This is a genomic window from Cytobacillus citreus, assembly GCF_018343665.1.
GTDB lineage: Bacteria > Bacillota > Bacilli > Bacillales > Cytobacillaceae > Cytobacillus > Cytobacillus citreus.
The window spans coordinates 29,810-55,683 of sequence record NZ_JAGYPM010000004.1; the positions used below are offsets into that span (position 1 = coordinate 29,810).

Consider the following 25,874-nt stretch of genomic DNA (forward strand, 5'->3'; position numbering starts at 1 on the left):
ATGGTACAACCTTACAAACACGAACCATTTACTAATTTTAAATTAGACGAAAATCGTCAAGCCTATTTAGCTGGTTTGAAAACAGTTGAAGGCTATTTAGGACAAGATTATGATTTAGTAATCGGTGGAGAGCGCATCTCAACGGAAGATAAAATCGTCTCTTATAACCCAGCTAACAAAATAGAAGTCATTGGACGTGTATCAAAAGCTAATCGCGACCTTGCTGAAAAAGCGATGCAAGAGGCTGTAGAAGCATTCAAAACATGGAAAAAAGTAAAGCCAGAAACACGTGCCGATGTTTTATTCAAGGCAGCTGCGATTATCCGTCGCCGCAAGCATGAGTTTTCCGCCCTATTAACAAAAGAAGCAGGGAAGCCATGGAATGAGGCTGATGCAGATACAGCAGAAGCAATTGATTTCTTAGAATTCTACGCACGTCAAATGTTAAAAATTAAAGACGGTGTACCAGTAAATAGCCGTCCGAATGAATATAACCGTTATGACTATATTCCATTAGGAGTCGGAATCATCATTTCTCCTTGGAACTTCCCATTAGCGATCATGGCCGGAACAACTGTTGCGGCAATCGTGGCAGGAAACACAGTTCTATTAAAACCAGCTTCCACTACACCAGTTGTAGCAGCGAAATTCGTTGAAGTCATGGAAGAAGCAGGTCTGCCAAAAGGCGTTCTTAACTTCGTTCCAGGAAGCGGTGCGGAAGTGGGCGACTACTTAGTTGACCATAAAGATACTCGTTTCATCAGCTTTACAGGCTCACGTGATGTCGGCTTACGTATTTTCGAACGTGCTTCCAAAGTGAACGAAGGTCAAATTTGGATGAAGCGTTTGATCGCTGAAATGGGTGGAAAAGACACAATCGTTGTGGATAAGGAAGCAGATCTTGAATTAGCGGCAACTTCTATTGTTGCTTCAGCATTCGGCTTCTCTGGCCAAAAATGCTCTGCATGTTCTCGTGCCATAATCGTTGAGGATGTATATGATCAAGTGTTAAATCGTGTAGTTGAATTAACAAACGAATTAACGCAAGGTGATCCAGTAGATCAAAACAATTACATGGCAACCGTTATTGACCAAAATGCATTTGATAAAATCATGAGCTATATCGAAATTGGTAAGCAAGAAGGAAAGCTTATGACTGGCGGAGAAGGAGACGATTCCAAAGGCTACTTCATTAAACCGACTGTATTCGCTGACCTTTCACCAGATGCTCGCATCATGAAGGAAGAAATCTTCGGCCCTGTTGTCGGCTTCACAAAAGCAATAGATTTCGACCATGCGATTGAAATTGCGAACGACACAGAATACGGCTTAACAGGTGCAGTTATCACAAATAACCGTGAAAACATCCAAAAAGCACGTGAAGATTTCCATGTTGGTAACCTATACTTCAACCGCGGCTGTACTGGTGCGATTGTAGGCTACCAGCCATTTGGCGGATTTAATATGTCAGGAACAGACTCTAAAGCAGGCGGCCCTGATTACATCATGCTTCATATGCAAGCGAAAACAACATCTGAAATGTATTAATTAAGAATTGTTTTTTAGAGTGACTTGTCTTTGGGACAGGTCACTCTTTTTAGGTTGATCATTTTCAATTATAGAAATTATAAAGAATTAAAGTATTACACCTGAAAAATCCCCTTTTAATACTTCTTTTTCATTCTGATTTTTACATAAAAAAGATGCAATAATAGCTATTCTATTATTTTCTTGCCTTTCGTATTTTTCAATTTTAACTTCACAAATTATTGTATCTCCGGTAAACACAGGTCTTAAAAACTCGAAATTCATAGTACGAGCCAACACGTTTGCATCTCCACCTACTTTTGTTGGTAAAGTTGCCGTTAATAACCCTTGAACGACAAGTCTTCCCTGTTCATCTGGGGTTATATGATGAATCCCTTCATCACCTGAAATCTCTGTAAATAATTCAACATCCCTTACTGTAAAAGTCCTTTCAAACGTAATTATATCTCCTACTATTAATGGCATATAAATCTCCCTCCTGAAGGTTTTATACTGTAAGATCAGAAATAATACGAATATTACAACAATTTAGAACGGTATTCAACTATCTTTCTCCCTTAGTAAAAAAGAGACTATTTCTATCAAGCGGAATATAATAGTTTTCTATTTACTTCCTACTTCTTTTTTATGTGAGAATATCTTCAGGTTTCCAGTCCTTCGGCTCTAATTGCTGGAAATCACTAAAGCTTCAACTAGCTGGTTTAATAGCTAATTATGATAAGGCGATTTTTAAAATTTTTTTCTTAATATTAAAGTAATTCCCTCTTCCTTTGGAATTCTCCTTCTACTGATGGCACATTAGTTCCATAAGCTTACTTCATTAAATTGCCCTTTAAATAAAATTACTTGTTAGATTCTTCGGCCCCTAATCTGGTATTAATAAAACAGTTCTAATCATATTCTTATAAAAGAAAACTAAGAAGGAGTGTAAAGTTTGTTGATAAAAGTTAAGGTTAGTTTACGGCCCATTGTAAGTAAGGTGAATTTGCCGACTGTTTTGAAAACAGCGATACTTCCGGGTGACTCAAAAGAAACATTATTTATTGCAACCCAGGTAGGAGAGATTTTTTACATAAGAGACGGAGTTGTACGGACTTTTTTAGATATTCGCCCGCGAATCATAAAATTAGGTACTTCTGAACCGGGTGTTTCTGGTACTGGATATGATGAACGAGGATTGTTAGGACTAGCGTTTCATCCCGATTTTTATTATAACAGGCTGTTTTATCTTCATTATTCAGTAGCTAGAACACAAGGTCCAGGTGCTCTACATGAACCTTTTTCACCTAACCCGTGTGATCCCAAAACTTTAAACCTAAGGTGGATAAATAGAGAAACTCAATATGATCATATTGATTCAGTTGAAGAATGGATTTTACCATCGAATGGTCAACCACAAAGCCGACGGACATTACTAAACTTAAGAAGACCATTTTTTAATCATAATGGTGTCAATAGCTTAAACTTTTCACCTGAGACAGGAAAACTTATTTTAACAACCGGGGATGGTGGGGCAGGCTATGATCCTTTCAATTTAAGCCAGAATGATATAGAAATCGCTGGTAAAATAATTGAAATTGATGTAGGTAAGAATACATTTATCCAGAATCCACCCGTAGTCACACGGTTTAATGAACTTCCCATATCTATTCAGGGAACACTTACGGTGATTGCCAAAGGGGTTCGAAATATACCGGGCATTTCATTTCAAAGGTTTTATAATCAATATATCAAATATGTGGGAAATGTCGGACAGGTCTTGGTAGAGTCAATTTTTTCATTCGTTCAGAATAAACCAATACCGGTTACCCAGCTTGTTCAAGCTTTTTTAATGAAATCTGAAGCTGACCAAGAAGGATTTATTAACTTTGGCTGGCGAGGATGGGAAGGGGCATTTCCTACTTCGTTTATAAGGGGCTGCTCTGAAAATTCGGCATTGGATGAGAAAACAATTGCTTTTTACGATGAAGCAATAAAAACTTCGGTGAGACGTCTACAGCCTTTAACTAGTTATTTCCATAAAGATCAAAGGCCCGATAAATTTGGAGGAACTGCCCTTACAGGAGTGCAAGCCTATATGGGGAATAGAATCCCAGCTTTAACAGGAAGTGTTGTGTTTACCGATCTTGCCCGGAAGGAAGAATCCGGGTCTCCGGTTAGAGGGGTTTTAGCTTATACCAGGGTAAGTACAGATTGTAAACTAAATGATTTCAGTGTTATTGAAACCGATTATAATTTTGGGTCCGGGTCGGCTTATTATGTTAGTTTGGGAACGAATCTGGATCAAACCAGACTATATTTAGGGGTTTATGGCTCTATGAAAGTGACTGATTTTAACCAAGGTACTGTTTTTGAAATTATTCCGTGATTCAAAACTATAAAAATCGACTTAATACCTTCGATGCATTACTACCGCAAGACCTTATCAAAACAAAAACACGTTGAAGCCATTGAGGAATTATGAGATTGTATGGTTAAGCCATTGGACCCCAATTTTGTTTGACTATTTATCGAGATGATTTCGGAAGACTAAATCGTGCAATTTAAAAAATGTACGATCGTTTTTTACACGCTGGTATTTTTTCTTCCTTCTTTAAGCAGCCCCATTAATACAATAGATAGGGAGCTGCCGCAGCAACTCCCGGTTCTCAACAAACGTACCCTTTTGTTTAATAACAATTAATAAGCAAGTTACTATTGCTGCTTACTAAAAAGCAAGGCCCGATTGGCCCGGCTTGTTATTTGACTATTATTTTCCCAACCATTCCTTCCTGGAAATGGTACCGACATATCAGTTCATATGTACCGGGCTGTTTTGGTTTAACGGTAATTGTTTTTTCTTTTCCCGGCTGGACTTCGGCGTCAATTCCGAGCTTTTCTACTGTGAAGGTGTGTTCTTTCATACCTTTGTTTTTCAATATCAACGTTGTGGTTGTTCCATTCGAAATAGTAATGACTTTCGGATTAAAGTAATCGTCGTTCAACTGGACCTCAATTGATTTCACCGTCTCCATAGGTTGTGTTACGAAACCGGATTCGGCAAATACGCCGAGTGAGCCTGCAGTGTTCACAACCACAATCATCGCAAGCAAAACTACCAATCCTGTTAAACACTTTTTCACAAACATTCGCAACCCCTCCTTTCCTTTATATTATTTTTTCCAATTCATAAAATATTATCACTATAAATTGGGTTTCACCGTGATTTCAAATAGTAACTCTTTTATCTGAAACAATGACAAGAAAAAAGATCGATTCAAAATGACGATCTTCTGGAATCCATTCTTATTCAATTAGCCTGCCCTGTTTAAGTACAATCTTTCACATTATGCTAAGTCTTTTGTTTCAAATACTCTTCATAAAGTAGTTTCATAGATCTGTTTTTTTTAATCACTAAACCAGCTTATCCTTAGTATGTATACCTATATTTTAACGTTTATTCCATAAATAAGGAATATTCACACGACCTATAACTAAGTAATTGTTGAATGTTTTTCGGCTTAAAGTCTTCTGTAAAGACTTGCTGGATACTCATTAGTATTTATTGCACCAGATTTTAAAAAGTCAAACTAAGGTAGGGGAAAAAATAAAAAACGCATGAATAGCCACGCGTTATGCACAAAACTTTTATTGAAGGTTAGTATTAAATCTATTGATTTATTAGCTCGCAGGTCAATCTGAATCCTGAGTTTTGTTAGCTATACTGCGGGCGAAGCTTTGTCCGCTTATTAACATGCTGTTCTGCACTCAATGCAGCAATCGCTCCGTCTGCAGCAGAAATGACTGCTTGTTTAATAGGTGTTCTTCGTGCATCCCCACCAGCGAAAACACCTTCAGCACTTGTACGTAAATGATCATCAACAACTACATAACCTTCGTCATCTCTCTTGACAGAGTCATTTAGGAAATCAGTTCCTGGTTTCATTCCGCCAAGGTATAAGAAAACTCCATCACTTTCCCAGGTTTGCTCTTCTTTTTTATCATTTAGAATGATGATTTTCTCAACACTATCAGTTCCAGTAATTTCTCTTAAACGATGGCGTCTATAGATTTCGACATTTGGTTGATTCTCAAGCTGAGTAAAGTCAATGTCGCCTTTTAGCTTTTCAGTAGGAATTAATAGTCTAACAGTTTTACAGTATTTAGCTAGTGTTTCCGCTTCATGAATTGCTTCTTCATTATCACCTACCACAGTGACAACCTGATCCTGATAAAAGGCAGCATCACATGTTGAACAGTAGCTTACCCCACGTCCTGTAAATTCTTCTTCTCCTTTAATTTTACTCGAAGGAGCTTTTGCACCTACTGCAATAAAGACGCTTTTAGCTTTAATGATTCCTTCTGCGACTTCAATTTTCTTGATTTCATCAGAAAAATCTACAGAAAGTACAGTCGATCGCACAAATTCCGCTCCGAAATCCTTCGCTTGAGCCTGCATTCTTTCTAAAAGTTCAAGTCCTGTTAACTCTTCTCTAACACCCGGATAGTTTGCAATTTTATGTGTAATTGCAAGCGTTCCTGCCTTTGGTGCCTTATCAATCACAAGGGTTTTTAACTTTCCTCGTGCTGCGTATAGTGCAGCTGAAGCTCCGGCTGGACCACCGCCAATGGTCACAAAATCATAAACCTCATCAAGGATTCTTTCATTAATAGATTGGAAAATAGTATCTGTATTTTCTTTAGGAGCATCACCTTTAGAAGAGTCTGCTACAGGAGCGGCTGTTTCATCTGTTATATCGAGTAGTTTTCTAAACTTCTTCTCTTGGAAGCCCAAAACAAGCTTTCCGTTAATTAAAGTGGCAGGAGTTCCGAAGATTTTACGCTCTTTTAACTGATCAAAATATTCCTTATGTATGGATGCGTTACGTTCCTCATATTCAAATCCCCAGTCCTTCAAAGCAGATTTTACTTTTTCGCAATAGGGACAGCCAGTACTGCTATAAACAATAATTTCAGGTTTAGACAATATTAAAACCTCCGGAATTTATTTCATGTTATATGTGTTGTTACTACAATAATAATATTAATACTATGTGAAAGTCAAACTCTTTTAATAATTATTACAATTTAATTATTAATATTTGTAACAAAAACGTCGTAATTGATAATTTAAAAAAGTAATTAAAAAACTTTATAAAATAAATAAAAATTTTCTAAAAATTTTTAAAATAGGAGTTTCTTTTCTTTAAATACTGTTATATAATACAAGACATGAAATGGTTATTGTAATACAACAACAAGGGCTGGCATATACATTTCAATGAAATGAAGAAAATTGAAGGAGGATTAATCGAATGTCAGAATCAAGAGTACGGCAATTACAGGAAAGCTGGGAAATGGATGAGCGATGGAAGGGGATTGAAAGACCTTATTCTGCCGAGGAGGTCATTCAATTAAGAGGCTCCATTGACATTGAATATACACTTGCTCGCAGAGGGGCAGAAAAGCTGTGGAAGCTTGTGAATGAAGAGGACTTTGTTCATGCTTTAGGTGCATTAACGGGGAATCAGGCAGTCCAGCAAGTAAAAGCAGGCTTAAAAGCGATCTATTTAAGCGGATGGCAAGTAGCGGCAGATGCCAATTTATCAGGGCATATGTACCCGGACCAAAGCTTATATCCAGCAAATAGCGTCCCAAGTGTAGTAAAAAGGATTAACCAAGCTTTACAGCGTGCAGACCAAATTCATCATATGGAAGGCGACTCATCTATTGATTGGTTTGCGCCGATCGTGGCTGATGCAGAAGCAGGATTCGGTGGACAGTTGAATGTGTTTGAATTAATGAAAGGTATGATAGAGGCAGGAGCAGCGGGGGTTCATTTCGAGGATCAGCTATCCTCTGAGAAAAAATGTGGACATCTTGGAGGAAAAGTTTTGCTTCCAACGCAAACAGCAGTTAAGAATTTAATTGCAGCAAGATTAGCAGCAGATGTGATGGGAGTACCAACCCTTGTTGTGGCCCGTACGGATGCAAATGCTGCAGATTTAATTACGAGTGATGTTGATCCCTATGATGCACCTTTCATTACTGGCGATCGAACGTCAGAAGGATTTTTCAGGGTAAAAGCAGGACTTGATCAAGCGATTGCAAGAGGCTTGGCATATGCTCCATATGCAGACCTTGTTTGGTGTGAGACGGCAGAGCCAAATCTCGAGGAAGCAAGGCGGTTTGCTGAAGCGATTCATGAGAAGTTCCCTAGTAAGCTATTAGCATATAACTGCTCTCCATCATTCAACTGGAAGAGCAAGCTGGATGATGAAACAATTGCTAAGTTTCAAATTGAGCTTGGTAAAATGGGCTACAAATTCCAATTCGTTACACTAGCTGGTTTCCATGCCTTAAATCATAGCATGTTCGAATTGGCGAGAGGCTACAAGGATCGTGGCATGGCTGCCTACTCTGAATTACAGCAAGCTGAGTTTGCAGGCGAAGAACATGGTTATACTGCAACTAGACACCAAAGGGAGGTGGGTACAGGCTATTTCGATCAAGTTTCCATGACGATTACAGGCGGAACATCTTCAACGACTGCCTTAAAAGGTTCAACGGAAGAAGCACAATTTACTGCAGTAAAACAGGAAGTATAATTTATTCATTTGTTTTAATGTATTCAACCATTCTATCGTGATTTTTAACTTTTTTTTCTCCCATTTGCTCCTCTCTTCGTAAGAAGGGAGGATTTTTTTCTTTTTTAGAGCCATTATGTTAAGGTTGAATTATAAATAGCTTAAGAATTATAGAGATACGCAATTTGTTTCATAATAACGAAGCACCACATGATCAAATTATTCATACATATTAGTAGCCCTACTTTTGAATTGAGAATTCGAAGCTTTTTTTAAAATAGATTTGAGTAGGAGGTTTTTCTTTGTCTAATAACATCGATGATTATATCCTTCAAGGAATACACGGTGAGAAACAAACGAAGCCAGATGAGCGGAGAAAATTCCTAGGTACCCTTAGAGAGAGAATTGTTATTGCTCTCAAACAATCGCAAATTAGGGAGGATGGGATCTATCCACAAGTTGAAGAGGCCCTTAATAAAAATCGGAAGGCCCACCTTTATTTAAATGGGAATATGAGTTATTCGGAGCTATCTAAATATACGAAATTAGCGTCTAAGTACAACGTGGAATTTACAATGGTCACAAATAATAACTATAATTCAGAGATCGGCTTAGCCCTTGCTTATGACTATGCAATAGATAAAGAAGAAATTTATGTAACAAAGGAAGCCCCAAAAAAAGAGTCAGTAAAAAACAAGAAGAAAAAAGGATTTTTTTCGCTATTTTCAAAGCGTTGAAAAAGGAGTCAATCGGCTCCTTTTTTTTGATTAAGCGATTTTGAGCAAATAATGAACCCATTTTTTTAATTTGGCTGTGTTAAAGCACAGTGTTGATAATACTATTTTTTTGTTGATTGGAGCGGAAGGCGCGAGACTCCTGCGGGAGAAGCGAGTCAAAGGGAGACCCCGCAGGAGCGATAGCGACGAGGAGGCTTCCGACCGCCCGCGGAAAGCGAGTGCCTGCAGCGGAAATCAACAGGGGAGTTTAACATAGCCTTTAATCAAAGTAAAAAATAAGTAGCAATGCGTCAATCAATATCCCCGTTTTTCTTCTATATTAGTTAGAAAGCAAACCCATACAATAAATAACTGCGAATTGCCTAAACTCGTGGTAAAATGTCAAGAGTACTGGTTTTATACTTATATAACATATTGCTTTAACGTGTGAAAGTTTGATATTATCAATATTATTGTGTCAATGAATCGAACACTTTTGGAGGTGTCACGAAATGTCTAGAATTTCTACCGATCAGGTAAAGCATGTTGCGAACTTGGCAAGGTTGGCAATAACAGAAGAAGAGGCTGAGATGTTTAAGAAACAGCTTGATGCGATGATTTCATTCGCTGAGGAGTTAAATGAAATAAATACCGATCATGTGGAGCCGACTTCCCATGTCTTAGATATGAAGAATGTTATGAGAGAGGACAAGCCGCAGAAAGGATTGCCTCAGTCTGAGGTTCTGAAAAATGCACCAGAGCATCAGGACGGACAAGTGAAAGTACCGTCCATTATTGAGTAAGGGGGGAAATACATTGAGTTTATTTGATCATAAAGTATCCGATTTACATGAGCTTTTACATAAAAAAGAAATAAAAGTAACGGATCTAGTGGATGAGTCATATAAGCGTATTGGCGAAGTGGATGAAAAGGTACAAGCCTTTTTAACATTAGATGAAGAAAAAGCTCGTGAAACAGCGAGCAAAATGGATGAAAAATTAGGATCGGATGAATCAAAAGGGCTTCTCTTTGGAATGCCGATTGGAGTAAAGGATAATATCGTTACGAAAGGCTTGCGTACAACGTGTGCAAGTAAGATATTAGAGAACTTCGACCCGATTTATGATGCGACTGTCGTTCAAAAATTACATCATGCAGAAACGATTACAATTGGTAAATTAAATATGGATGAATTTGCAATGGGTTCATCCAATGAGAATTCAGCATACAAAAAAACACGTAACCCTTGGAATCTAGAAACAGTGCCGGGCGGTTCTTCAGGCGGTTCAGCTGCTTCAGTCGCTTCCGGGGAAGTTCTGTTCTCTTTAGGCTCAGATACAGGTGGCTCTATTAGACAGCCTGCTGCATTTTGTGGAGTAGTTGGTTTAAAGCCGACATATGGCCGCGTTTCTCGCTTTGGCCTTGTTGCCTTCGCTTCTTCACTTGACCAAATTGGACCAATTACACGTACAGTTGAAGACAATGCGTACTTATTACAGGCTATTTCTGGTCTAGATCCTATGGACTCTACTTCAGCAAAAATCGATGTTCCAAACTTTGTTCAATCATTAACTGGTGACATTAAAGGATTGAAAATTGCTGTACCGAAGGAGTATTTAGGAGAAGGAGTATCTGAAGAAGCACGCCAATCTGTTTTAGATGCTTTAAAGGTTCTTGAAAAATTAGGAGCTACTTGGGAAGAAGTATCGCTTCCTCATTCTAAATATGCCTTAGCGACTTATTATTTATTATCTTCTTCTGAAGCTTCTGCGAATCTTGCGAGATTTGATGGCGTTCGCTATGGATACAGAACAGAGAACCCGAAAAATCTTCTTGATTTATATAAGAAGTCTCGTGCTGAAGGCTTTGGCGATGAAGTGAAACGCCGCATCATGCTTGGAACCTTCGCACTAAGCTCAGGCTATTACGATGCTTACTATAAAAAGGCGCAAAAGGTTCGTACCCTTATCAAAAATGACTTTGAAGAGGTTTTCAGTAAATATGATGTTATTATTGGACCAACAACACCTACGCCTGCATTCAAAATTGGCGAAAATATCGATGATCCGCTTACAATGTATGCGAATGATATTTTAACTATTCCGGTCAATCTTGCTGGTGTCCCTGGAATTTCTGTTCCATGCGGATTCGCTAATGGTTTGCCACTAGGTCTGCAAATCATTGGAAAGCATTTCGATGAAAGCACAGTTTATCGAGTTGCACACGCCTTTGAACAGGCAACAGATTATCATAAACAAAAACCGGTACTGTAAGGGGGGAGAACAAATGGAATTTGAAACGGTTATTGGCCTTGAAGTACACGTTGAATTAAAGACAGACTCAAAAATTTTCTCGAATAGCCCGAACCATTTCGGTGCAGAGCCGAATACAAATACATCTGTTATTGACCTTGGTTATCCAGGTGTGCTGCCCGTCTTAAATAAGAAAGTCGTTGAATATGGCATGAAAGCAGCAGTGGCGCTAAACTGTGAGATTGCGCCAGTCACAAAATTCGACCGTAAAAACTATTTTTACCCAGATAATCCGAAAGCTTATCAAATCTCTCAATTTGACAAGCCGATCGGTGAACATGGCTGGATTGAAATCGAAGTTGACGGTTATAAGAAAAAAATCGGAATTACGCGTATCCATTTGGAGGAAGATGCGGGGAAACTGACACATGGTAACGGTTATTCATTAGTGGATTATAATCGTCAAGGGACTCCATTAATTGAAATCGTATCTGAGCCAGATATTCGTACACCGAATGAAGCGTATGCATATCTTGAAAAGCTGAAATCGATCATTCAATATACAGGCGTTTCTGATTGTAAAATGGAAGAAGGATCTCTGCGCTGTGATGCGAATATTTCCATTCGTCCAGTTGGGCAAGAAGAATTCGGTACGAAAACGGAATTGAAAAATTTAAACTCTTTCAACTTTGTTCGTAAAGGACTTGAATATGAAGAAAAGCGTCAGGAGAGTATCATTCGTTCAGGCGGTGTAATCGGTCAAGAAACACTCCGTTATGATGAAGCGACAAATACAACGATCCTTATGCGTGTGAAAGAAGGATCAGATGATTATCGCTATTTCCCTGAGCCAGATTTATTAGATATTCATATTGATGAAGAATGGAAAGCTAGAATTCAGGCAGAAATTCCTGAGCTTCCAGATGCAAGGAAAACGCGTTATGTAGAAGAGCTTGGCTTGCCTGCGTATGATGCAGCTGTTTTAACTGTTACAAAGGAAATGGCAGATTTCTTTGAAGCGACAGTTGCTGCTGGTGCTGAAGCAAAACAAGCTTCGAACTGGCTCATGGGTGAAGTATCTGCTTACTTAAAGGCTGAGCAAAAAGAGCTTGATGAAACTCTACTTACTCCTGCAGGTCTTGCTGGCATGATAAAGCTAATTGAAAATGGAACGATTTCTTCTAAAATTGCGAAAACGGTTTTTAAGGAACTAATTGAAAACGGCGGAGATGCGGAGCAAATCGTGAAAGAAAAGGGACTTGTCCAAATTTCTGATGAAGGTGCACTTCTGAAAATCATTAACGAAGTCATGGATAATAATCCGAAAATCATTGACGATTATAAAAACGGCAAAGAGAAAGCGCTTGGCTTCTTTGTTGGCCAAATCATGAAAGCTACGAAAGGACAGGCAAACCCTCCTTTAGTAAACAAGCTTTTATTAGAAGAATTAAAGAAACGTTAAGTTATAGTGAAAATTCAAACAGTGGAGGGGATTTTGTCATCCCTCCACTGTTTATTTTTTTGCTCTGATCGTTTTTATTAAAAATTATCCAGCTTTTCTTTCACTTTTTTTCTTATCTTATAACTTAAGCGATTAGTATGCTCCTCATTTTTTACCAGTAGTTTATATGTATCTAATATTGCTACTGTACGGATAAAAATATAGGCACCAACAGCCATCAAAGCGACACAATACGGATAATAAGGCACTAAAAATCCTGAAGTTATCTCTTTCTCTTCTAATATAAAGGGTAGTCCACCTGCAGCAATAATACAAAATGAAAGGATCATCACTGGAGCATACCGCTTTTTCATATTTTCATATCTTGCTGTCAACTCTTTATGATAATTCTGGTCAAAGAGCAAGGTCTCTTTTCTAAGAATTTTATATTTATTACCTTCATCTATAACTGCTGCCGCCATAAGCGCTCCAATACCAAGCACAGCAATAATAATGATAAGGAAAGTATAAATGGCTGGATCATGTTTAAAAATTATATATGGTACAGTTGCTAAAATAAGCAGGCTCATTCCTAAAGCAATATATTTAGAAGTAACAAAAACCCCTCTAACATAATATCCTTGTTCATTTTCATGACTTTGCTCAACAGTATCTTTTAACAAATAATCAATAGATACCTCAAATATGTTTCCGATCATTAGAAGTTTTTCCGTCTCAGGAAACCCTTGACCATTTTCCCATTTACTAATAGCCTGCCTTGAGGTGTTTAATTTTTCTGCTAAAGCCTCTTGAGAAAGGCCTTTTTCTTTTCTTAACTTATAAAGTTTTTCACTAAATGCCATATGCATGTCCTCCATTGGTTGATAGCTAAATTATATGATAACATTGCTCTATATTCCATCTTATGGCAAATGCAATTTGTCAACTTATGGTTGCAATTAGGTTATATAGGATATTTTTTATAAAATTTAAACTATTTCGACAATTACATTTAAATATTTCCCAGGAAAAGATATGATTTTCTATAATCGGATAAAATATGACATTTAAATAAAGAGAAATATATTAAGCTGGGTCTTATAGAATATTAATCTGCGATAAAAATTTTAAATAATAATATTAGATAGAAGAAATTCCTATTTATCGGTTATAATTACCAAGTGGGAAATTTATGTATTAACACTATGCTTACATAATTCTCATTTTAAAAAAATACGATACCAAGGTGATATAAGATGAGTATCTTAGAGATTAAAGATCTTGAAAAACATGACGAGCATACAATAGTATTTCCATCATTTAGTTTAGAAGTTTCAGAGTCTGAAGTGGTTGCTATTCATACTAGTACGAATGCGAGGACAAGTTTATTAAAACTATTTATGGGCGAAATTCCAATTTCTAATGGAGAGATACTCGTTAATAAGAAAAATGTAAAGCTGTCGAAAAGAGATTTTTTCTTTGAAGTCGGCTTTTTCTGTTTAGATGATGAGTTGTATGAAAGGTTAAGTGTAAAGGACAACTATTCTTTTTTTCAAAAATTATATGGATCGGAACTTTCTATTGATGAGGTATTGCGTATCGTTCAGCTTGAGACGAAACGAAATGTTAGAATCAGTAAATTATCAAATTCAGAAAAGCGAAGAGCTTTATTTGGTCGTTTGCTAATTCAGAATCCTGCCTTATTTGTTTTTGAAGAGCCAGATCAGAATATCGATTTAGAGACAAAACGTGTATTTTTGAAGATGGTACGGGAGCTGAAGCAAAAAGGGAAGGCTGTTTTAGTGTTAACAAGTAATATGGAAAGTGCACTTTCGATTACGGATCAGGTTTATCGCTTAGATGATATAGGTTTGCATGCCCTTGATGTAAGATCGGAAGACGAAACTTCCAATGAGGAAACGACTGGCTCACAAGAAGAAGTTTTAGCGCAGGAAAACGAAGAAGAAATTATCATTCAGCCAGTCAGATTTGAAAAAATCCCAACGAAGGTGAATGACAAAATCGTTTTATTTGATCCGCCTGAAATTGATTATATTGAAAGCAGTGAAGGACAGTCCAATATTTATATTAAAGGTGAGATGTATCCAAGTGTATTTACGATGACTGAACTAGAAAATCGACTGCATCCTTATGGATTTTTCAGATGTCATCGTTCCTATATTGTGAATTTGCAAAAGGTTCGTGAGGTTGTAACCTGGACAAGAAATAGCTTTACATTAGTATTAGGCGATGCAAAAAAGTCGTCTATTCCATTATCGAAAACAAAAATGGCAGAATTAAAGACAATGTTGGGGCTTAAATAAGCTCCATTTCACCTAAAATACTCTCCATTCACCTCAAAAATAACTCTTTTCATCGGAATTATAATGTGCAGATGTGATTTGTTCTTTACTATTAAGGCATAACGAAAAGCGGAAGCGCCTCATCACAGATCGGCAGCTTGAGCTAGAAAAACAAATCAATTAAATCTTTGCAGGAGGATGAATATGGAGAATATCATTGAAGTATCTGGTTTAGCCAAAATGTTTTCAAATTTAGCAGCATTAAAGGATGTTTCTTTTAAAGTAAAAAAAGGAGAAACATTTGGATTTTTAGGACCGAGTGGTTCAGGGAAAACAACTACTATTAAAATCTTAACGGCGCAACTGGCACAAACAGATGGAGAAGCTCTTGTGTTTGGAGTACCAGCCTTAAAGTTAAAAGAGGGTAGCTACCGTAAAAGAATTGGTGTGCTAACCGATAATAGCGGTCTTTACGTTCGCCTTACAGTTTATGATAATTTAAAGCTTTACTGTGATCTTTACGATGTCCCATATACTCGCATTGATGAAGTTCTTGATATGGTAAATTTAAAAGATGCGAAAAAGAAGGTTATTTCTAAGCTTTCAAAAGGTATGTTGCAGCGTGTAACCTTAGCGAGGGCATTTCTACATAAGCCAGATCTGCTATTCCTGGATGAACCAACATCAGCACTTGACCCAGTAAATACAAAGCATATTTATAAAGGATTGGAAAATCTGAAAGAGCAAGGAACAACGATATTTTTAACGACACATGATATGAACGAAGCGGAAACACTCTGTGATCGTGTAGCATTTTTAAATGAAGGAAAGATTCAATTACTTGATTCACCGAAGGCTCTAAGGAAAAAATTTGCAGATAATACGATAACAGTAGAGTTAGCGGATGGCAGCAAGGAAATTATCGATCGTGGAGCTGAAGGGGCACAAACGATGTACAATTATATGTCGGAAAATAAGGTTGTTTCAATCTATTCAAACGAACCGACACTTGGTGATATTTTTGTAGAGGTAACAGGGAGGAAATTATCATGATATTTTCAATTAAACGTTCATTCGCCATTTTTCAAAAAGATTATAAAGATGTTAGTAAAAATTTATATGTAACCGTATCCGTATTAATGCCACTTGCTTTGGCTGCACTCTGGGGAATGGATGGAATAGACAATATTAATATCCATTATATGTTATTTAATATGACATTATGTATGGTGGCAGCTTATGTACAATGTTGTCTTATTGCAGAAGAAAAAGAGAAGAATACATTGCGTGGCCTTATGCTTTCACCAGCGAGTACGATGGATATATTAGTAGGAAAGAGTCTTTTAAGCTTTATTGCAACGTTCATTATTCTTGTTGCTTGCGCATTTTTACAGGATTATAAGCCTGAAAATTTACTTGTTATCTCACTTGCTATGGCCCTATCTACTATTTTCTATATTGGTCTTGGAACAGTGCTTGGTTTAGTAACAAAATCAGTTATGGAAGCGTCAGTTATCATTTTACCATTTATTGGGTTCTTTTCTTTCGGTTCATTTTTAACAGTTTTAGCAGAATCGTTTCCAATTCTAAAAGTGACTGAGTATTTACCGAATTTACAGCTAATTGAAATAGCAAATAAGGTTCATTCAGGTGCTAGTTTATCAGATGTATGGTTCAATCTTGCTGTTATCTTTGCTTCAATCGTTGTTATTTTTGCCATTGCTATAGTGGTTTTTAGAAAGCGAATGATGGATTAAAAAGAAGGGCTGATGGCTATTCCATCAGCCTTTTGACATTTTTCTTACTATTTTTCCATTATCCGCTTTTATTTCCTAGGAAAGAACCTGCTAATCTTGCAAATAGCGACATAGTGTGAATAAGCTAAAAAACAAGTTCGAGTGCTTCGCTTATTTGTCAGTGATATGTCATAATAAGGAAAGATATAAAGGGAAAATAGGAGGTTCATTATGAGCTTAAATCAGTGGTTTGAAAAAGGCTTAACTGCGGATCAATATATGACAGGCATGAAAGTAAATCAGAATGAAATGAATCAAATACTTGCACAATTCTCACTATCTGACGAGGACAAGGAAAGCCTGGCATCTCTTAAAGGGAAAGGATTAAAAGCAATTGTCTTATCGGAAGACTGGTGTGGAGATGCACTGCTAAACAATCCTATTCTTCTGAAAATTGCTGAGGAGATTGGCATGGAGGTCCGCTTTTTATTAAGGGACCAAAACCTTGAATTAATGGATCAATATTTAACAAACGGGACATCTCGTGCGATTCCAATATTTATTTTTATTAATGAGAACGGAGAAGAGCAGGCGGTATGGGGGCCTCGGGCGAAGCAGCTGCAAGACCTTGTGGATCAAGAACGGAGCCAGCTTCCATCTCAGGATGACCCTGATTTTAAAGAGAAACAAATGGCGATGTATAAAAGGTTAGTGGAATCTTACCAAGTAGACGAAAATCTTTGGCATGCTGTAGCACAAAGTATTTGCGATACGATAAGAAAATAATTCTCTTTAAAGGGTGTGTGTGCTTTGAGCTGGAATCAAAATGAAGTGACGGAAATGCTCGGTATTTCTTATCCTTTTTTTCAAGCACCGATGGCAGGAGGAATCACAACACCAGAGCTAATCAGCGAATCATCAAACTGTGGCGGGCTAGGCAATCTTGGTGCAGGGTATATGAAGCCTGAGGAAATAAAGAAAGCTATAAATGAGATTAGAAGATTAACAGATCGACCATTCGGTGTGAATTTGTTCGTTCCAAATGTAAAAGGAATATACGCAGACGAAGATTTAGCAGCTATGACGAAAAAGTTAAGCGTTTATGGAAAGGAATTGGGAGTTGAAGAAACTCTAATTGCTCAAGAAAAAGACTACAAAGCTTTATATGAAGGTCAAGTGGAAGAGGTTCTTAGAGCAAAGGTTCCTGTGTGTAGCTTTACATTTGGAATTCCAGATAAAGAAGTAATGAAGGAGCTTCGCAAGCGGGGCTGCGTTATTATCGGAACAGCTACAAATGTAAAGGAAGCTCTAGAGCTTGAAGAGAGTGGCGTGAACATGATTGTGGCCCAAGGCAGTGAGGCTGGCGGACATCGGGGAACATTTCACCAAGAGGAAAGTGGCTTAATTGGTTCGATGGCACTTATCCCTCAAGTTGCTGATGCCGTTAGCAAGCCTGTCATCGCAGCTGGGGGAATCATGGATTCACGAGGGATCGCTGCATCTATGATTCTCGGAGCAAAAGGCGTACAGCTTGGAACGGCTTTCCTTACATGTAGAGAAAGCGGTGTAGCGTTTGTCTACAAACAGAAGCTCTTGAACAGTACGGAGGAACAAACAACATTTACAAAAGCATTTTCTGGAAAACTGGCCAGAGGTATAAACAATCGGTTTATTAAGGAAATGCGCAATCAAACTGTCATGCCATTTCCATTGCAAAATGACATGACGGGTCCTATCCGGAAGCATGCAGCAAAGCTGGAAGAAGCGGACTTTATGTCTTTATGGGCGGGGCAGGGTGTTAGAATGGCGAAGGAAAGAACAGTCAAAGAATTGATGAATGAACTCACAGAGGAAACAGAAATGATTTTAAATTCTTCATATTAAAAAATGGCTATTCTGAAGTGTGAATATCTTCTAAAGTTAGAAATATTAAATGGGAGTCTTGAAATCGAAAATACGACTTTAAGACTCCCCTTCATTTTTTAAAAATAAAGTATAACATTTCTCGAGTTAGAGAAATGTCTAGCTCCAGCGCCTACCCCCTCGAGGTCAGAAGCCAGTCCGCCAAGAAGGTTAAAGAACAACCTTCCTGTCGGCCAGTCTTCTGCTTGTCGGGGGTGAGCAAGGCGCTTGCGCTTTTCTTACTTATCTGCTAAAACTTTCGTTAAAACCGGTACGATTTGCTTCTTACGGGATACAACACCTTTTAACAATGCTTTGTTGTTCTCAAGTGTAACATTGTAAGCTTCTTCAACAGCTTTTGTTTCGTTTCCGATTGCAATGGCAACTGAATCACTGTTTAGGATATCAGTAAGGACAAATAGGAATAAATCTAATTCCTTCTTTTTCACAACTTCGGAAAGAACGGATTCAAGCTCGTTTTGACGGCTTAGAACATCATTTAAATCGATTGCATTCACTTGAGCGATTTCGGTTTTGAAAGTACCCATTTGGAATGCCTTCGCATCAAGAGAAATAAGCTCTTCGATTGTCTTATCGCTAAGATCTGCACCTGCTTTAAGCATCGCTAACCCGTACTCTTCAGCATTTACTCTAGCAATTTCAGCAAGCTCTTGTGCTGCTTTTACATCTTCTTCTGTGCATGTAGGTGATTTGAAGAGAAGAGAATCTGAAATAATCGCTGAAAGCATCAAACCAGCAGTATCCTTGCTGATTACAACGCCATTTTCTTTATACATCTTTTTCAAGATAGTAGCCGTACACCCAACTGGCTCTGCACGATAATATAACGGGTCACCTGTTTCGAAGTTTGCGATTCGGTGATGGTCGATAACTTCAAGAATCTTCACATCACGAATATCGTCAGCACTTTGCTGGAACTCGTTATGATCGACGAGAATTACTTCGCTAACTTCTTTAGAAACCGCCTCTACTAATCGAGGTGCATCTTTTTTGAAATAGTGTAATGCATATTGTGTTTCTTCATTTACTTGTCCTAAGCGAATAGGCTCAGCGTCTACCCCTATTTTAGTCTTTAGTTCTGCATAAGCAATAGCCGAACAAATTGAATCTGTGTCAGGGTTTTTGTGTCCGAATACAAATATTTTTGACATAATCCTTCTCCTTGATTGAATAGAATACGGCAAAAAGCCTGTTGTCATTTTAACATATCTACAATAATAGGAGAAATCAACTTTTAACTTTCATGTTAATTTCCGCTGCAGGCACTAAGTAAAAATAAAAACCCGAATATCGGATTGTCCAATATTCGGGCAAGGCAGTTAAGCACGATTCGCGTTATTTTTAGGTGGGATACGGTCATCCTTAAGCCGTTTGTCATTGACCTTCGGCTCCTGATTATGAATAAAATTGTTAATATTCGATCGATGGAGAAAAATTAATAATAATAGAAAGATAGAAAATATAAGTTCATGCTCTCGGCCTGGTATAAAGAAAGAGTAGATAAGTAATGTAAGACCGACAGATAAGGATCCGTAAAAAACATATTTCGAAAAATAAATGACGATGAAAAATGCAAGATAAGCAGCAGCAAACATCCAGATGTTCGTTACAAGAAGGACACCTGCTGTAGTCGCAATGGCTTTTCCCCCACGGAATCCTGCAAATATTGGGAAGCAATGACCAACAACAGCGATTAGCCCCGATAATAAAGGATTGATTTCAACGCCTAGTAAAAATGGAAGACTCGCGGCAAGCGCTCCTTTTCCTACATCTACTAGAAGTACAATGATAGCTGCTTTTTTGCCGAGTACCCTTAACGTATTGGTGGCTCCAGGATTATTGCTTCCATGCTCACGAATATCAATATTGAAAGCAATCCTGCCGACAAGGAGAGCAGTAGGGATAGAGCCTATTAAATAAGCAATTAGAAACAGAAATATTGTCATCATATCATCCTTATGGGAGAATAATGGTTATGGATTTCTAAACATGGAAGTATACTTTATTTTATCATGGAATGGTTATGGTTGGCGGTTATTTTTTCACGTTAAGAATAAATTGTCAGCGCAGAAGAAGATTCGATGTAGTTGCCAATTTTAGGAATAAAGTACGACGGACAGGATGTCCTAGTCGGGCGAATGCCACAGGACGTGACATATATGAGCGCGATAAGTGCAACTACGCCTCTGTCTTCGCCTTTCCAAGGCTCGCCAATCGGCGAGTTTTCTTTATAAATTGAAAAAATGTGAGATAAATCACTGTTGAGCGTATAATAGAATGGTAATCTTTTGTTAATGATAAGTTTTCACTATTTTGAAGTGGATAATATAGATTAAGGGGTGGATATACGATGAGTATCGCGATTATTTTGGTAATAGTCCTCACCATTATAGCAATCATAAGTACAATAATGGCCATTTCAAAGGGGGACCCGAATTATCGAAGCTCTGCTAAAAGAAATACAACGAATCTCACTTTAATATATGCTGCAACTACTGTATTATCAATAATTGCTTTAGGTTTTTATATTTGGATAAAGTAATAGAATGATTGGGGAACCATTCATATCTTTAACGACGCTTGGGATGATTTTATCCAGGCGTATTTGTATTGGGAGGAGTTGTGCTAATTGCGAACTTCTTATGAAGAGCGTCTTTCATGTCATCATGTTAACGGCCTGTGGAGCAACCAGTTAATATAGAATTCAAAAGACTGCTCCATATTTTACATAATTAAGGATTCAACAGCATTTATGACCTTTCGGAAAAAAATTTAAAAAAACTATTTTTCGTGTAGGGAAATGATACTTAGCTTTCGTCTATTAGGGTGGAAGCTGTCAGAAAGGGGGAGAGAGAGATTAGCGACCAAGTTCTTATCCAAAAAGTAAAGAGCGGCAACGACCATGCTTTCCGGCTTTTGGTCGAAAAATACCGCAATGATTTGTTTCGAACGATTTATGCCGTATTAAGAGATCAAAAAGAAGCGGAAGATGCTGCTCAAGAAGTGTTTTTAAAGATTTATACCTCTCTCCCCCAATATGAGAATCAAGGCTTTAAAACATGGATTACAAGAATTGCTGTTAACCACGCGATTGATTTGAAGAGAAAGCGGGATCGCAGGCAGGAAGATATAATAGATGTAATTGAGTATGATACGATTGGGACGCAAAGAGAAAGCATTGAAACAGAGGTTATTCTTAAAGAAAGAGCTATGCTTGTTCGGGAAAAGCTTCACGAGCTTCCTGAAAATTATCAGAATGTCATTTATGATTTTTATATCGCTGAAAAGACGTATCAGCAAATGGCTGAAGAACAAAATGTTCAAGTAAAGACAATTGAGACAAAGCTGTACCGTGCCCGTAACTGGATGAAAAAGCATTGGAAGGAGGAGGATTTTTCATGAAACATTATTCTAAAGAAGAGTGGTTGAAATACGTGAAAAATGAGTTGAATAAAGATGTCCGTGAGGGATTTGAAAATCATCTTTATGGCTGTGACCAATGCTTGGATCTGTATCTCCAGGCGGTAGCGGAGGAGGAAAGCCAATTACCGATCATGTTAAATGAAGCTGATTTTACGGATTCTATCATGGCTTCCATTGCGGAATACAAGAATAACCATATTGAAAGGCCGCAAGTGAGAAAGAAGAGTAAATCCTTCTATCAATCAGCTCTTTTCCATTATTCAATTGCTGCTGCCATGACGATTCTTTTAATGACGACAGGAGTATTCCAGTCGATTACAAAATATGCTGAAAATGTTCAGAGTCCAAGTTTTAAAGAGAAGGAAACTTCTATGACAGAAGGGATTGTCAACAAAACCTTTGCTTGGATGGATTCCTTAGAGACAAAAAATAAGAAGGAGGGAAAATGATGAAAAATCCAATTATCGCTTTTCTGCTGGCGTTTTTCCCAGGCGGAGGCTTAATATATTTAGGAAAAGTCTTACGGGGACTTGGGTATATGTTAGGGGAATTCTTCCTCATCGTTCTCACTTTTGTGATCGGTGTAAGCGTTGGTGATGGGGATGTTGCATTTATTGTTGTTTTTGCAGGGATTTTTCTCTACATTGTCAATTTAGTTGATACGGCTATCACGGGTACCAAGCTATTTAAAAACAAGCAAGAGCTTTCGGCAGAGAGTTCAGAGGCTAGTGACCATGAACTTGAACGATTCCGTACAATCCTATTATCTTTTATCCCAGGACTAGGACATTTCCAACTCGGATTGATGAACAGAGGGATTACACTGCTTACGGCATTTCTGGGCTTTGGTGTAATGGTGACTTTTGTTGCAGTTCTTACACACCGAGGTGAGTTTTTATTGTTTTGGGCTATTTTACCGGTTATTTGGGTGTACGGCTTTTTCGATGCTATCCAACAGTTAAACCGGAAGCAGCGCGGGGAAGAGCTTGTGGATCGTACAATCCTTGAGGATTTTGAAACGAGAAGAGAGGATGGTAAGAAAAGCAAATCAATTGCGACCTTCTTGTCCATATTTCCAGGCGCAGGACATCTGTATCTTGGAATGCAGCGTCGAGGCATCCAGTTGATGGCAGCCTTTCTGTTCTCGATTTATATTTTGGATGTATTGCGTCTAGGGATCTTTTTATTCCTCATCCCAATCATTTGGTTTTACAGCTTTTTTGATGGTCTGCAAAAGGCTTCGAAATATGGGGATGAGCCGTTGGAAGATACGCCGATTATCTCCTATCTAATTAATCATCAAAAATGGCTTGGGATCGGACTTGTATTCCTTGGCTTATATTATTTAATAACGAATATTTTGCTGCCAGCTGTTTCACCAATGATCTCTAACATGATTGATATCGATATTCGATATTGGTTTGATCGCTATTTCCAAACAGGTATCGTTTGTATCCTGTTGATCGGCGGCGGTTTGAAGCTTCTTTTTGGAAAAAAAGAAAAGCAAATCGTTGAGCAGCCAAATGAGGAAGTATAGTCCGAGTTTTTCTGAAATGTGAACTCGGACTATATAAATGAGATTTTGGACAGTAAATCTCCAAAGCGGACTATATTCAGGGAAAATTCCACAATAAAACAGCGGAATTACTCTATTTTTTGAATAAGAAAGGTGGGTTAAGTATGAGAACCTGGCGCGTTGGTACTTTTTCAATGGGGGCTTCGCTCCTTTTTCTAGGTATTATTCTACTATTAATTCAATTTTTTAATTTAGATCTGATTCATGTCATGATGTCATGGTGGCCGATTATATTAGTTGTTCTTGGAATTGAGATACTACTATTTTTATTCCTATCACGGCAGGAAAAGCCGTTTTTAAAATATGATTTCCTTAGTATATTCTTTGTTGGGATACTTGGAACAGTTGGGATTGGCTTTGCTATCTTAAGTTCAACTGGAATATTAGAGAAAATGGATGATGTTTTGCAAAGAGAAGAGCGAACGATGGACCTCCCAGCTTATGAGCAACCAATAAGCAATAAGGTGAAACGCGTCGTCGTTAATGCTGATCACTATCCATTAACAATCGAAGGAACTACTGAGAATAATATCGCTATGTTTGGAACGTATCGGGCATTGGTTGGAAAAAATGAAAAGTTGATTTCAAAAGCTGAGGATTATGTTTCAATTCAGGAAAAAGGGGATACCCTGTATGTAACGGTGAAAGGATTGCCAAATGAGACTGCAGGTCCATTTGACCGTTTCGCTAGCCTCAATGCAACCATTCTCATCCCAAATCATGTAAAGCTTGAAGTGAACGGAAACAATAATTCCATTACACTTAAACCACGTACACTTGTGAGCGATTGGGCTGTCGATCAGGCTTCTAATCTTTCTCTGCAAATTCAAAATACTAGCGATGTAAAAGTAACGGCATCAGGAGTACTAGAGCTTGAGGGTGACCGCAAAAAATGGACAGTAACAGAGGAACCAGAGCAGCAAACTGAAGAAGGATATACGGATACTACCTTCAAGCATGCCACTTTCCAAACAGGAAAAGGCAGTCATCATCTTCAAATATTGAATACTAATCAAATCAGCTTAAATATGGTTGAATAAAATAGTATTAAACTTCAATAGAATTGTAGTCTGTATGAGCACTCGTTCCAATAGGTGTATCGGCAATTTGCTCGTATATCTATAGGAAATTTAATTATACTTTTTAGAGTAGGAATTAATATAGGTGAAAAAAGAGGATACCCGGATGATCTGGGTATCTTTTTCAGACAGACAGCATTTATTAATATCGGAAGTATCGTACAGGTTTGTTGGAATTTTACTTTTTTTACTTATTTTCAAATAGACTTTCAGAAATGAGTAAAAAATTGCTATGTTGGTTTCTTTTAGATATGATGTTAACGGGGAATGAGAAAACGGATAAAGTAATATTAAGTTTAAAAAATAGGATGATGGGAATGAAAAGAGCAAGAATTATTTATAATCCAACTTCCGGGCGGGAGATTTTTAAAAAGCATTTAGCAGAGGTGCTGCAAAGGCTAGAAACAGCTGGCTATGAGACCTCTTGCCATGCGACGACAGGTGCTGGAGATGCGACGAAGGCAGCTCGAATTGCTGTAGAGCGTCGCTATGATCTCGTTGTAGCTGCTGGAGGAGACGGTACGATAAATGAAGTCGTGAATGGATTGGCAGAGCAGGAATATCGTCCAAAGCTTGGGATTATTCCAGTTGGAACGACAAATGATTTCGCAAGAGCGCTCCATATTCCTAGAGACATCGAAGCGGCCGCAGACATAATTGTTCAAGGGGATACAATACCTGTAGATATCGGACGGATCAATGATAAATATTTTATCAATATTGCAGGCGGGGGCAGGCTGACTGAGCTTACCTATGAAGTGCCAAGTAAACTAAAAACTATGATTGGACAGCTTGCGTATTATTTAAAGGGGATCGAAATGCTTCCATCGATTCGCTCTACGGAAGTGAGCATTGAGTACGATGGGAAGCTATTTGAAGGAGAGGCTATGCTCTTCCTTGTAGGATTAACAAATTCTGTTGGAGGCTTTGAAAAGCTCGCTCCAGATTCATCGATTAATGACGGATTATTCTCGCTGTTAATCTTAAAAAAGACAAACTTAGCTGATTTTATCCGAATTGCTACATTGGCTATTCGTGGTGAGCATATCCATGATTCTAATGTTATTTATACACAGGCTAATCGGATTAAAGTTCATTCAAGTGAAAAGGTGCAGCTGAATCTTGATGGGGAGTTTGGAGGATTATTGCCTGCAGAGTTTGTCAATCTGTACAGGCATCTTGAAGTATTTGTCCCGATTGATGAAATACGTGAAGAGGATCGTCCAAGAGATTGGGTTAGTAGTAATTAGAAAGAAGAAGCTCGTTCCGAGTAGGAGCGGGTTTTTTTGCGGGTTATTTTGATTGGAGGA

General features: G+C 38.0%; 24 protein-coding genes. 18 read left to right on the plus strand and 6 right to left on the minus strand.

Features of this window, described 5'->3' with window-relative positions:
* On the plus strand, positions 1–1,548 hold a 1,548-nt coding region (pruA, locus tag KHA94_RS16845; protein ID WP_213103308.1), incomplete at its 5' end, for an L-glutamate gamma-semialdehyde dehydrogenase.
* A gap of 87 nt (positions 1,549–1,635) precedes the next feature.
* Here the strand turns inward: pruA and KHA94_RS16850 are convergent.
* Positions 1,636–2,013: a hotdog domain-containing protein gene (locus tag KHA94_RS16850; protein ID WP_213103309.1), complete on the minus strand. Its 378-nt coding sequence runs from the start codon at positions 2,011–2,013 to the stop codon at positions 1,636–1,638.
* Between the two features lie 472 nt (positions 2,014–2,485).
* Here KHA94_RS16850 and KHA94_RS16855 point away from each other — a divergent pair, with 472 nt between their 5' ends.
* The gene (locus tag KHA94_RS16855; RefSeq protein WP_213103899.1) at positions 2,486–3,916 is read left to right on the plus strand and encodes a PQQ-dependent sugar dehydrogenase; all 1,431 of its coding nucleotides are present in this window, start codon (positions 2,486–2,488) and stop codon (positions 3,914–3,916) included.
* 370 nt (positions 3,917–4,286) lie between these two features.
* On the opposite strand, the gene KHA94_RS16860 is transcribed toward KHA94_RS16855, so the two are convergent.
* Together KHA94_RS16860 and KHA94_RS16865 are read right to left on the minus strand one after the other, a co-directional pair.
* Positions 4,287–4,676: a cupredoxin domain-containing protein gene (locus KHA94_RS16860; protein ID WP_213103310.1), complete on the minus strand. Its 390-nt coding sequence runs from the start codon at positions 4,674–4,676 to the stop codon at positions 4,287–4,289.
* A gap of 566 nt (positions 4,677–5,242) precedes the next feature.
* Positions 5,243–6,514: an FAD-dependent oxidoreductase gene (locus KHA94_RS16865; protein ID WP_213103311.1), complete on the minus strand. Its 1,272-nt coding sequence runs from the start codon at positions 6,512–6,514 to the stop codon at positions 5,243–5,245.
* A gap of 328 nt (positions 6,515–6,842) precedes the next feature.
* Between KHA94_RS16865 and aceA the strand changes: the two genes are divergently transcribed.
* From aceA to gatB, 5 genes are all read left to right on the plus strand, one after another.
* Positions 6,843–8,135, plus strand: a complete 1,293-nt coding sequence (gene aceA, locus KHA94_RS16870; protein WP_213103312.1) for an isocitrate lyase — start codon at positions 6,843–6,845, stop codon at positions 8,133–8,135.
* Between the two features lie 281 nt (positions 8,136–8,416).
* Positions 8,417–8,851 (plus strand): YueI family protein, encoded by a 435-nt coding sequence (locus KHA94_RS16875; RefSeq protein ID WP_213103313.1) that lies wholly within the window; start codon positions 8,417–8,419, stop codon positions 8,849–8,851.
* Positions 8,852–9,342: 491 nt separating this feature from the next.
* Positions 9,343–9,633 carry an Asp-tRNA(Asn)/Glu-tRNA(Gln) amidotransferase subunit GatC gene (gene gatC, locus KHA94_RS16880; RefSeq protein WP_213103314.1) on the plus strand — a complete coding sequence of 97 codons (291 nt, stop codon included), beginning with the start codon at positions 9,343–9,345 and terminating at the stop codon, positions 9,631–9,633.
* A gap of 13 nt (positions 9,634–9,646) precedes the next feature.
* Positions 9,647–11,104: an Asp-tRNA(Asn)/Glu-tRNA(Gln) amidotransferase subunit GatA gene (gatA, locus tag KHA94_RS16885; protein WP_213103315.1), complete on the plus strand. Its 1,458-nt coding sequence runs from the start codon at positions 9,647–9,649 to the stop codon at positions 11,102–11,104.
* A 13-nt stretch (positions 11,105–11,117) separates the two neighbouring features.
* A complete protein-coding gene (gene gatB / locus KHA94_RS16890) occupies positions 11,118–12,545 on the plus strand; it encodes an Asp-tRNA(Asn)/Glu-tRNA(Gln) amidotransferase subunit GatB (RefSeq protein WP_213103316.1) in 1,428 nt (475 codons plus the stop codon).
* Positions 12,546–12,622: 77 nt separating this feature from the next.
* Here gatB and KHA94_RS16895 read toward each other — a convergent pair whose 3' ends face one another.
* Positions 12,623–13,387, minus strand: coding sequence for a helix-turn-helix domain-containing protein (locus KHA94_RS16895; RefSeq protein ID WP_213103317.1), 765 nt, complete (start codon positions 13,385–13,387; stop codon positions 12,623–12,625).
* A gap of 393 nt (positions 13,388–13,780) precedes the next feature.
* Between KHA94_RS16895 and KHA94_RS16900 the strand changes: the two genes are divergently transcribed.
* The 5 genes from KHA94_RS16900 to KHA94_RS16920 all read left to right on the plus strand — a co-directional run bounded on the left by KHA94_RS16900 (position 13,781) and on the right by KHA94_RS16920 (position 18,447).
* Positions 13,781–14,848, plus strand: a complete 1,068-nt coding sequence (locus KHA94_RS16900) for a LytTR family transcriptional regulator DNA-binding domain-containing protein (RefSeq protein WP_213103318.1) — start codon at positions 13,781–13,783, stop codon at positions 14,846–14,848.
* Positions 14,849–15,031: 183 nt separating this feature from the next.
* Positions 15,032–15,880: an ABC transporter ATP-binding protein gene (locus KHA94_RS16905; protein ID WP_213103319.1), complete on the plus strand. Its 849-nt coding sequence runs from the start codon at positions 15,032–15,034 to the stop codon at positions 15,878–15,880.
* Positions 15,877–16,584, plus strand: a complete 708-nt coding sequence (locus KHA94_RS16910) for an ABC transporter permease (RefSeq protein WP_213103320.1) — start codon at positions 15,877–15,879, stop codon at positions 16,582–16,584. The genes KHA94_RS16905 and KHA94_RS16910 overlap by 4 nt, the downstream gene beginning before the upstream one ends.
* A gap of 210 nt (positions 16,585–16,794) precedes the next feature.
* Entirely contained in the window at positions 16,795–17,349 is a 555-nt protein-coding gene (locus KHA94_RS16915) for a thioredoxin family protein (RefSeq protein ID WP_213103321.1), read from the plus strand.
* 24 nt (positions 17,350–17,373) lie between these two features.
* Positions 17,374–18,447, plus strand: a complete 1,074-nt coding sequence (locus KHA94_RS16920; RefSeq protein WP_213103322.1) for an NAD(P)H-dependent flavin oxidoreductase — start codon at positions 17,374–17,376, stop codon at positions 18,445–18,447.
* A gap of 257 nt (positions 18,448–18,704) precedes the next feature.
* On the opposite strand, the gene KHA94_RS16925 is transcribed toward KHA94_RS16920, so the two are convergent.
* Together KHA94_RS16925 and plsY are read right to left on the minus strand one after the other, a co-directional pair.
* The gene (locus tag KHA94_RS16925; protein WP_213103323.1) at positions 18,705–19,637 is read right to left on the minus strand and encodes a manganese-dependent inorganic pyrophosphatase; all 933 of its coding nucleotides are present in this window, start codon (positions 19,635–19,637) and stop codon (positions 18,705–18,707) included.
* Positions 19,638–19,805: 168 nt separating this feature from the next.
* The gene (gene plsY, locus KHA94_RS16930) at positions 19,806–20,432 is read right to left on the minus strand and encodes a glycerol-3-phosphate 1-O-acyltransferase PlsY (protein ID WP_213103900.1); all 627 of its coding nucleotides are present in this window, start codon (positions 20,430–20,432) and stop codon (positions 19,806–19,808) included.
* Positions 20,433–20,836: 404 nt separating this feature from the next.
* Between plsY and KHA94_RS16935 the strand changes: the two genes are divergently transcribed.
* From KHA94_RS16935 to KHA94_RS16960, 6 genes are all read left to right on the plus strand, one after another.
* On the plus strand, positions 20,837–21,028 hold the full coding sequence (locus KHA94_RS16935; RefSeq protein ID WP_213103324.1) for a hypothetical protein: 192 nt from the start codon (positions 20,837–20,839) through the stop codon (positions 21,026–21,028).
* 284 nt (positions 21,029–21,312) lie between these two features.
* The gene (locus KHA94_RS16940; RefSeq protein ID WP_213103325.1) at positions 21,313–21,888 is read left to right on the plus strand and encodes an RNA polymerase sigma factor; all 576 of its coding nucleotides are present in this window, start codon (positions 21,313–21,315) and stop codon (positions 21,886–21,888) included.
* Entirely contained in the window at positions 21,885–22,358 is a 474-nt protein-coding gene (locus KHA94_RS16945) for an anti-sigma factor (protein ID WP_213103326.1), read from the plus strand. The genes KHA94_RS16940 and KHA94_RS16945 overlap by 4 nt, the downstream gene beginning before the upstream one ends.
* A complete protein-coding gene (locus KHA94_RS16950; RefSeq protein ID WP_213103327.1) occupies positions 22,355–23,446 on the plus strand; it encodes a hypothetical protein in 1,092 nt (363 codons plus the stop codon). The genes KHA94_RS16945 and KHA94_RS16950 overlap by 4 nt, the downstream gene beginning before the upstream one ends.
* Before the next feature lie 143 nt (positions 23,447–23,589).
* Complete coding sequence (locus tag KHA94_RS16955) at positions 23,590–24,525, plus strand: hypothetical protein (protein ID WP_213103328.1); 936 nt, start codon at positions 23,590–23,592, stop codon at positions 24,523–24,525.
* Positions 24,526–24,881: 356 nt separating this feature from the next.
* Positions 24,882–25,814 carry a diacylglycerol kinase gene (locus tag KHA94_RS16960; RefSeq protein ID WP_213103329.1) on the plus strand — a complete coding sequence of 311 codons (933 nt, stop codon included), beginning with the start codon at positions 24,882–24,884 and terminating at the stop codon, positions 25,812–25,814.
* The last annotated feature ends 60 nt before the right edge of the window (positions 25,815–25,874 follow it).

Bases quoted from the DNA above. Each gene is read 5' to 3' on its own strand.
- KHA94_RS16850 (WP_213103309.1), bottom strand. From the start codon at position 2,013: ATGCCATTAATAGTAGGAGATATAATTACGTTTGAAAGGACTTTTACA.
- KHA94_RS16860 (WP_213103310.1), bottom strand. From the start codon at position 4,676: ATGTTTGTGAAAAAGTGTTTAACAGGATTGGTAGTTTTGCTTGCGATG.
- aceA (WP_213103312.1), top strand. From the start codon at position 6,843: ATGTCAGAATCAAGAGTACGGCAATTACAGGAAAGCTGGGAAATGGAT.
- gatC (WP_213103314.1), top strand. From the start codon at position 9,343: ATGTCTAGAATTTCTACCGATCAGGTAAAGCATGTTGCGAACTTGGCA.
- gatB (WP_213103316.1), top strand. From the start codon at position 11,118: ATGGAATTTGAAACGGTTATTGGCCTTGAAGTACACGTTGAATTAAAG.
- KHA94_RS16895 (WP_213103317.1), bottom strand. From the start codon at position 13,387: ATGGCATTTAGTGAAAAACTTTATAAGTTAAGAAAAGAAAAAGGCCTT.
- KHA94_RS16900 (WP_213103318.1), top strand. From the start codon at position 13,781: ATGAGTATCTTAGAGATTAAAGATCTTGAAAAACATGACGAGCATACA.
- KHA94_RS16905 (WP_213103319.1), top strand. From the start codon at position 15,032: ATGGAGAATATCATTGAAGTATCTGGTTTAGCCAAAATGTTTTCAAAT.
- KHA94_RS16910 (WP_213103320.1), top strand. From the start codon at position 15,877: ATGATATTTTCAATTAAACGTTCATTCGCCATTTTTCAAAAAGATTAT.
- KHA94_RS16915 (WP_213103321.1), top strand. From the start codon at position 16,795: ATGAGCTTAAATCAGTGGTTTGAAAAAGGCTTAACTGCGGATCAATAT.
- KHA94_RS16925 (WP_213103323.1), bottom strand. From the start codon at position 19,637: ATGTCAAAAATATTTGTATTCGGACACAAAAACCCTGACACAGATTCA.
- plsY (WP_213103900.1), bottom strand. From the start codon at position 20,432: ATGACAATATTTCTGTTTCTAATTGCTTATTTAATAGGCTCTATCCCT.
- KHA94_RS16935 (WP_213103324.1), top strand. From the start codon at position 20,837: ATGAGTATCGCGATTATTTTGGTAATAGTCCTCACCATTATAGCAATC.
- KHA94_RS16945 (WP_213103326.1), top strand. From the start codon at position 21,885: ATGAAACATTATTCTAAAGAAGAGTGGTTGAAATACGTGAAAAATGAG.
- KHA94_RS16950 (WP_213103327.1), top strand. From the start codon at position 22,355: ATGATGAAAAATCCAATTATCGCTTTTCTGCTGGCGTTTTTCCCAGGC.
- KHA94_RS16955 (WP_213103328.1), top strand. From the start codon at position 23,590: ATGAGAACCTGGCGCGTTGGTACTTTTTCAATGGGGGCTTCGCTCCTT.
- KHA94_RS16960 (WP_213103329.1), top strand. From the start codon at position 24,882: ATGAAAAGAGCAAGAATTATTTATAATCCAACTTCCGGGCGGGAGATT.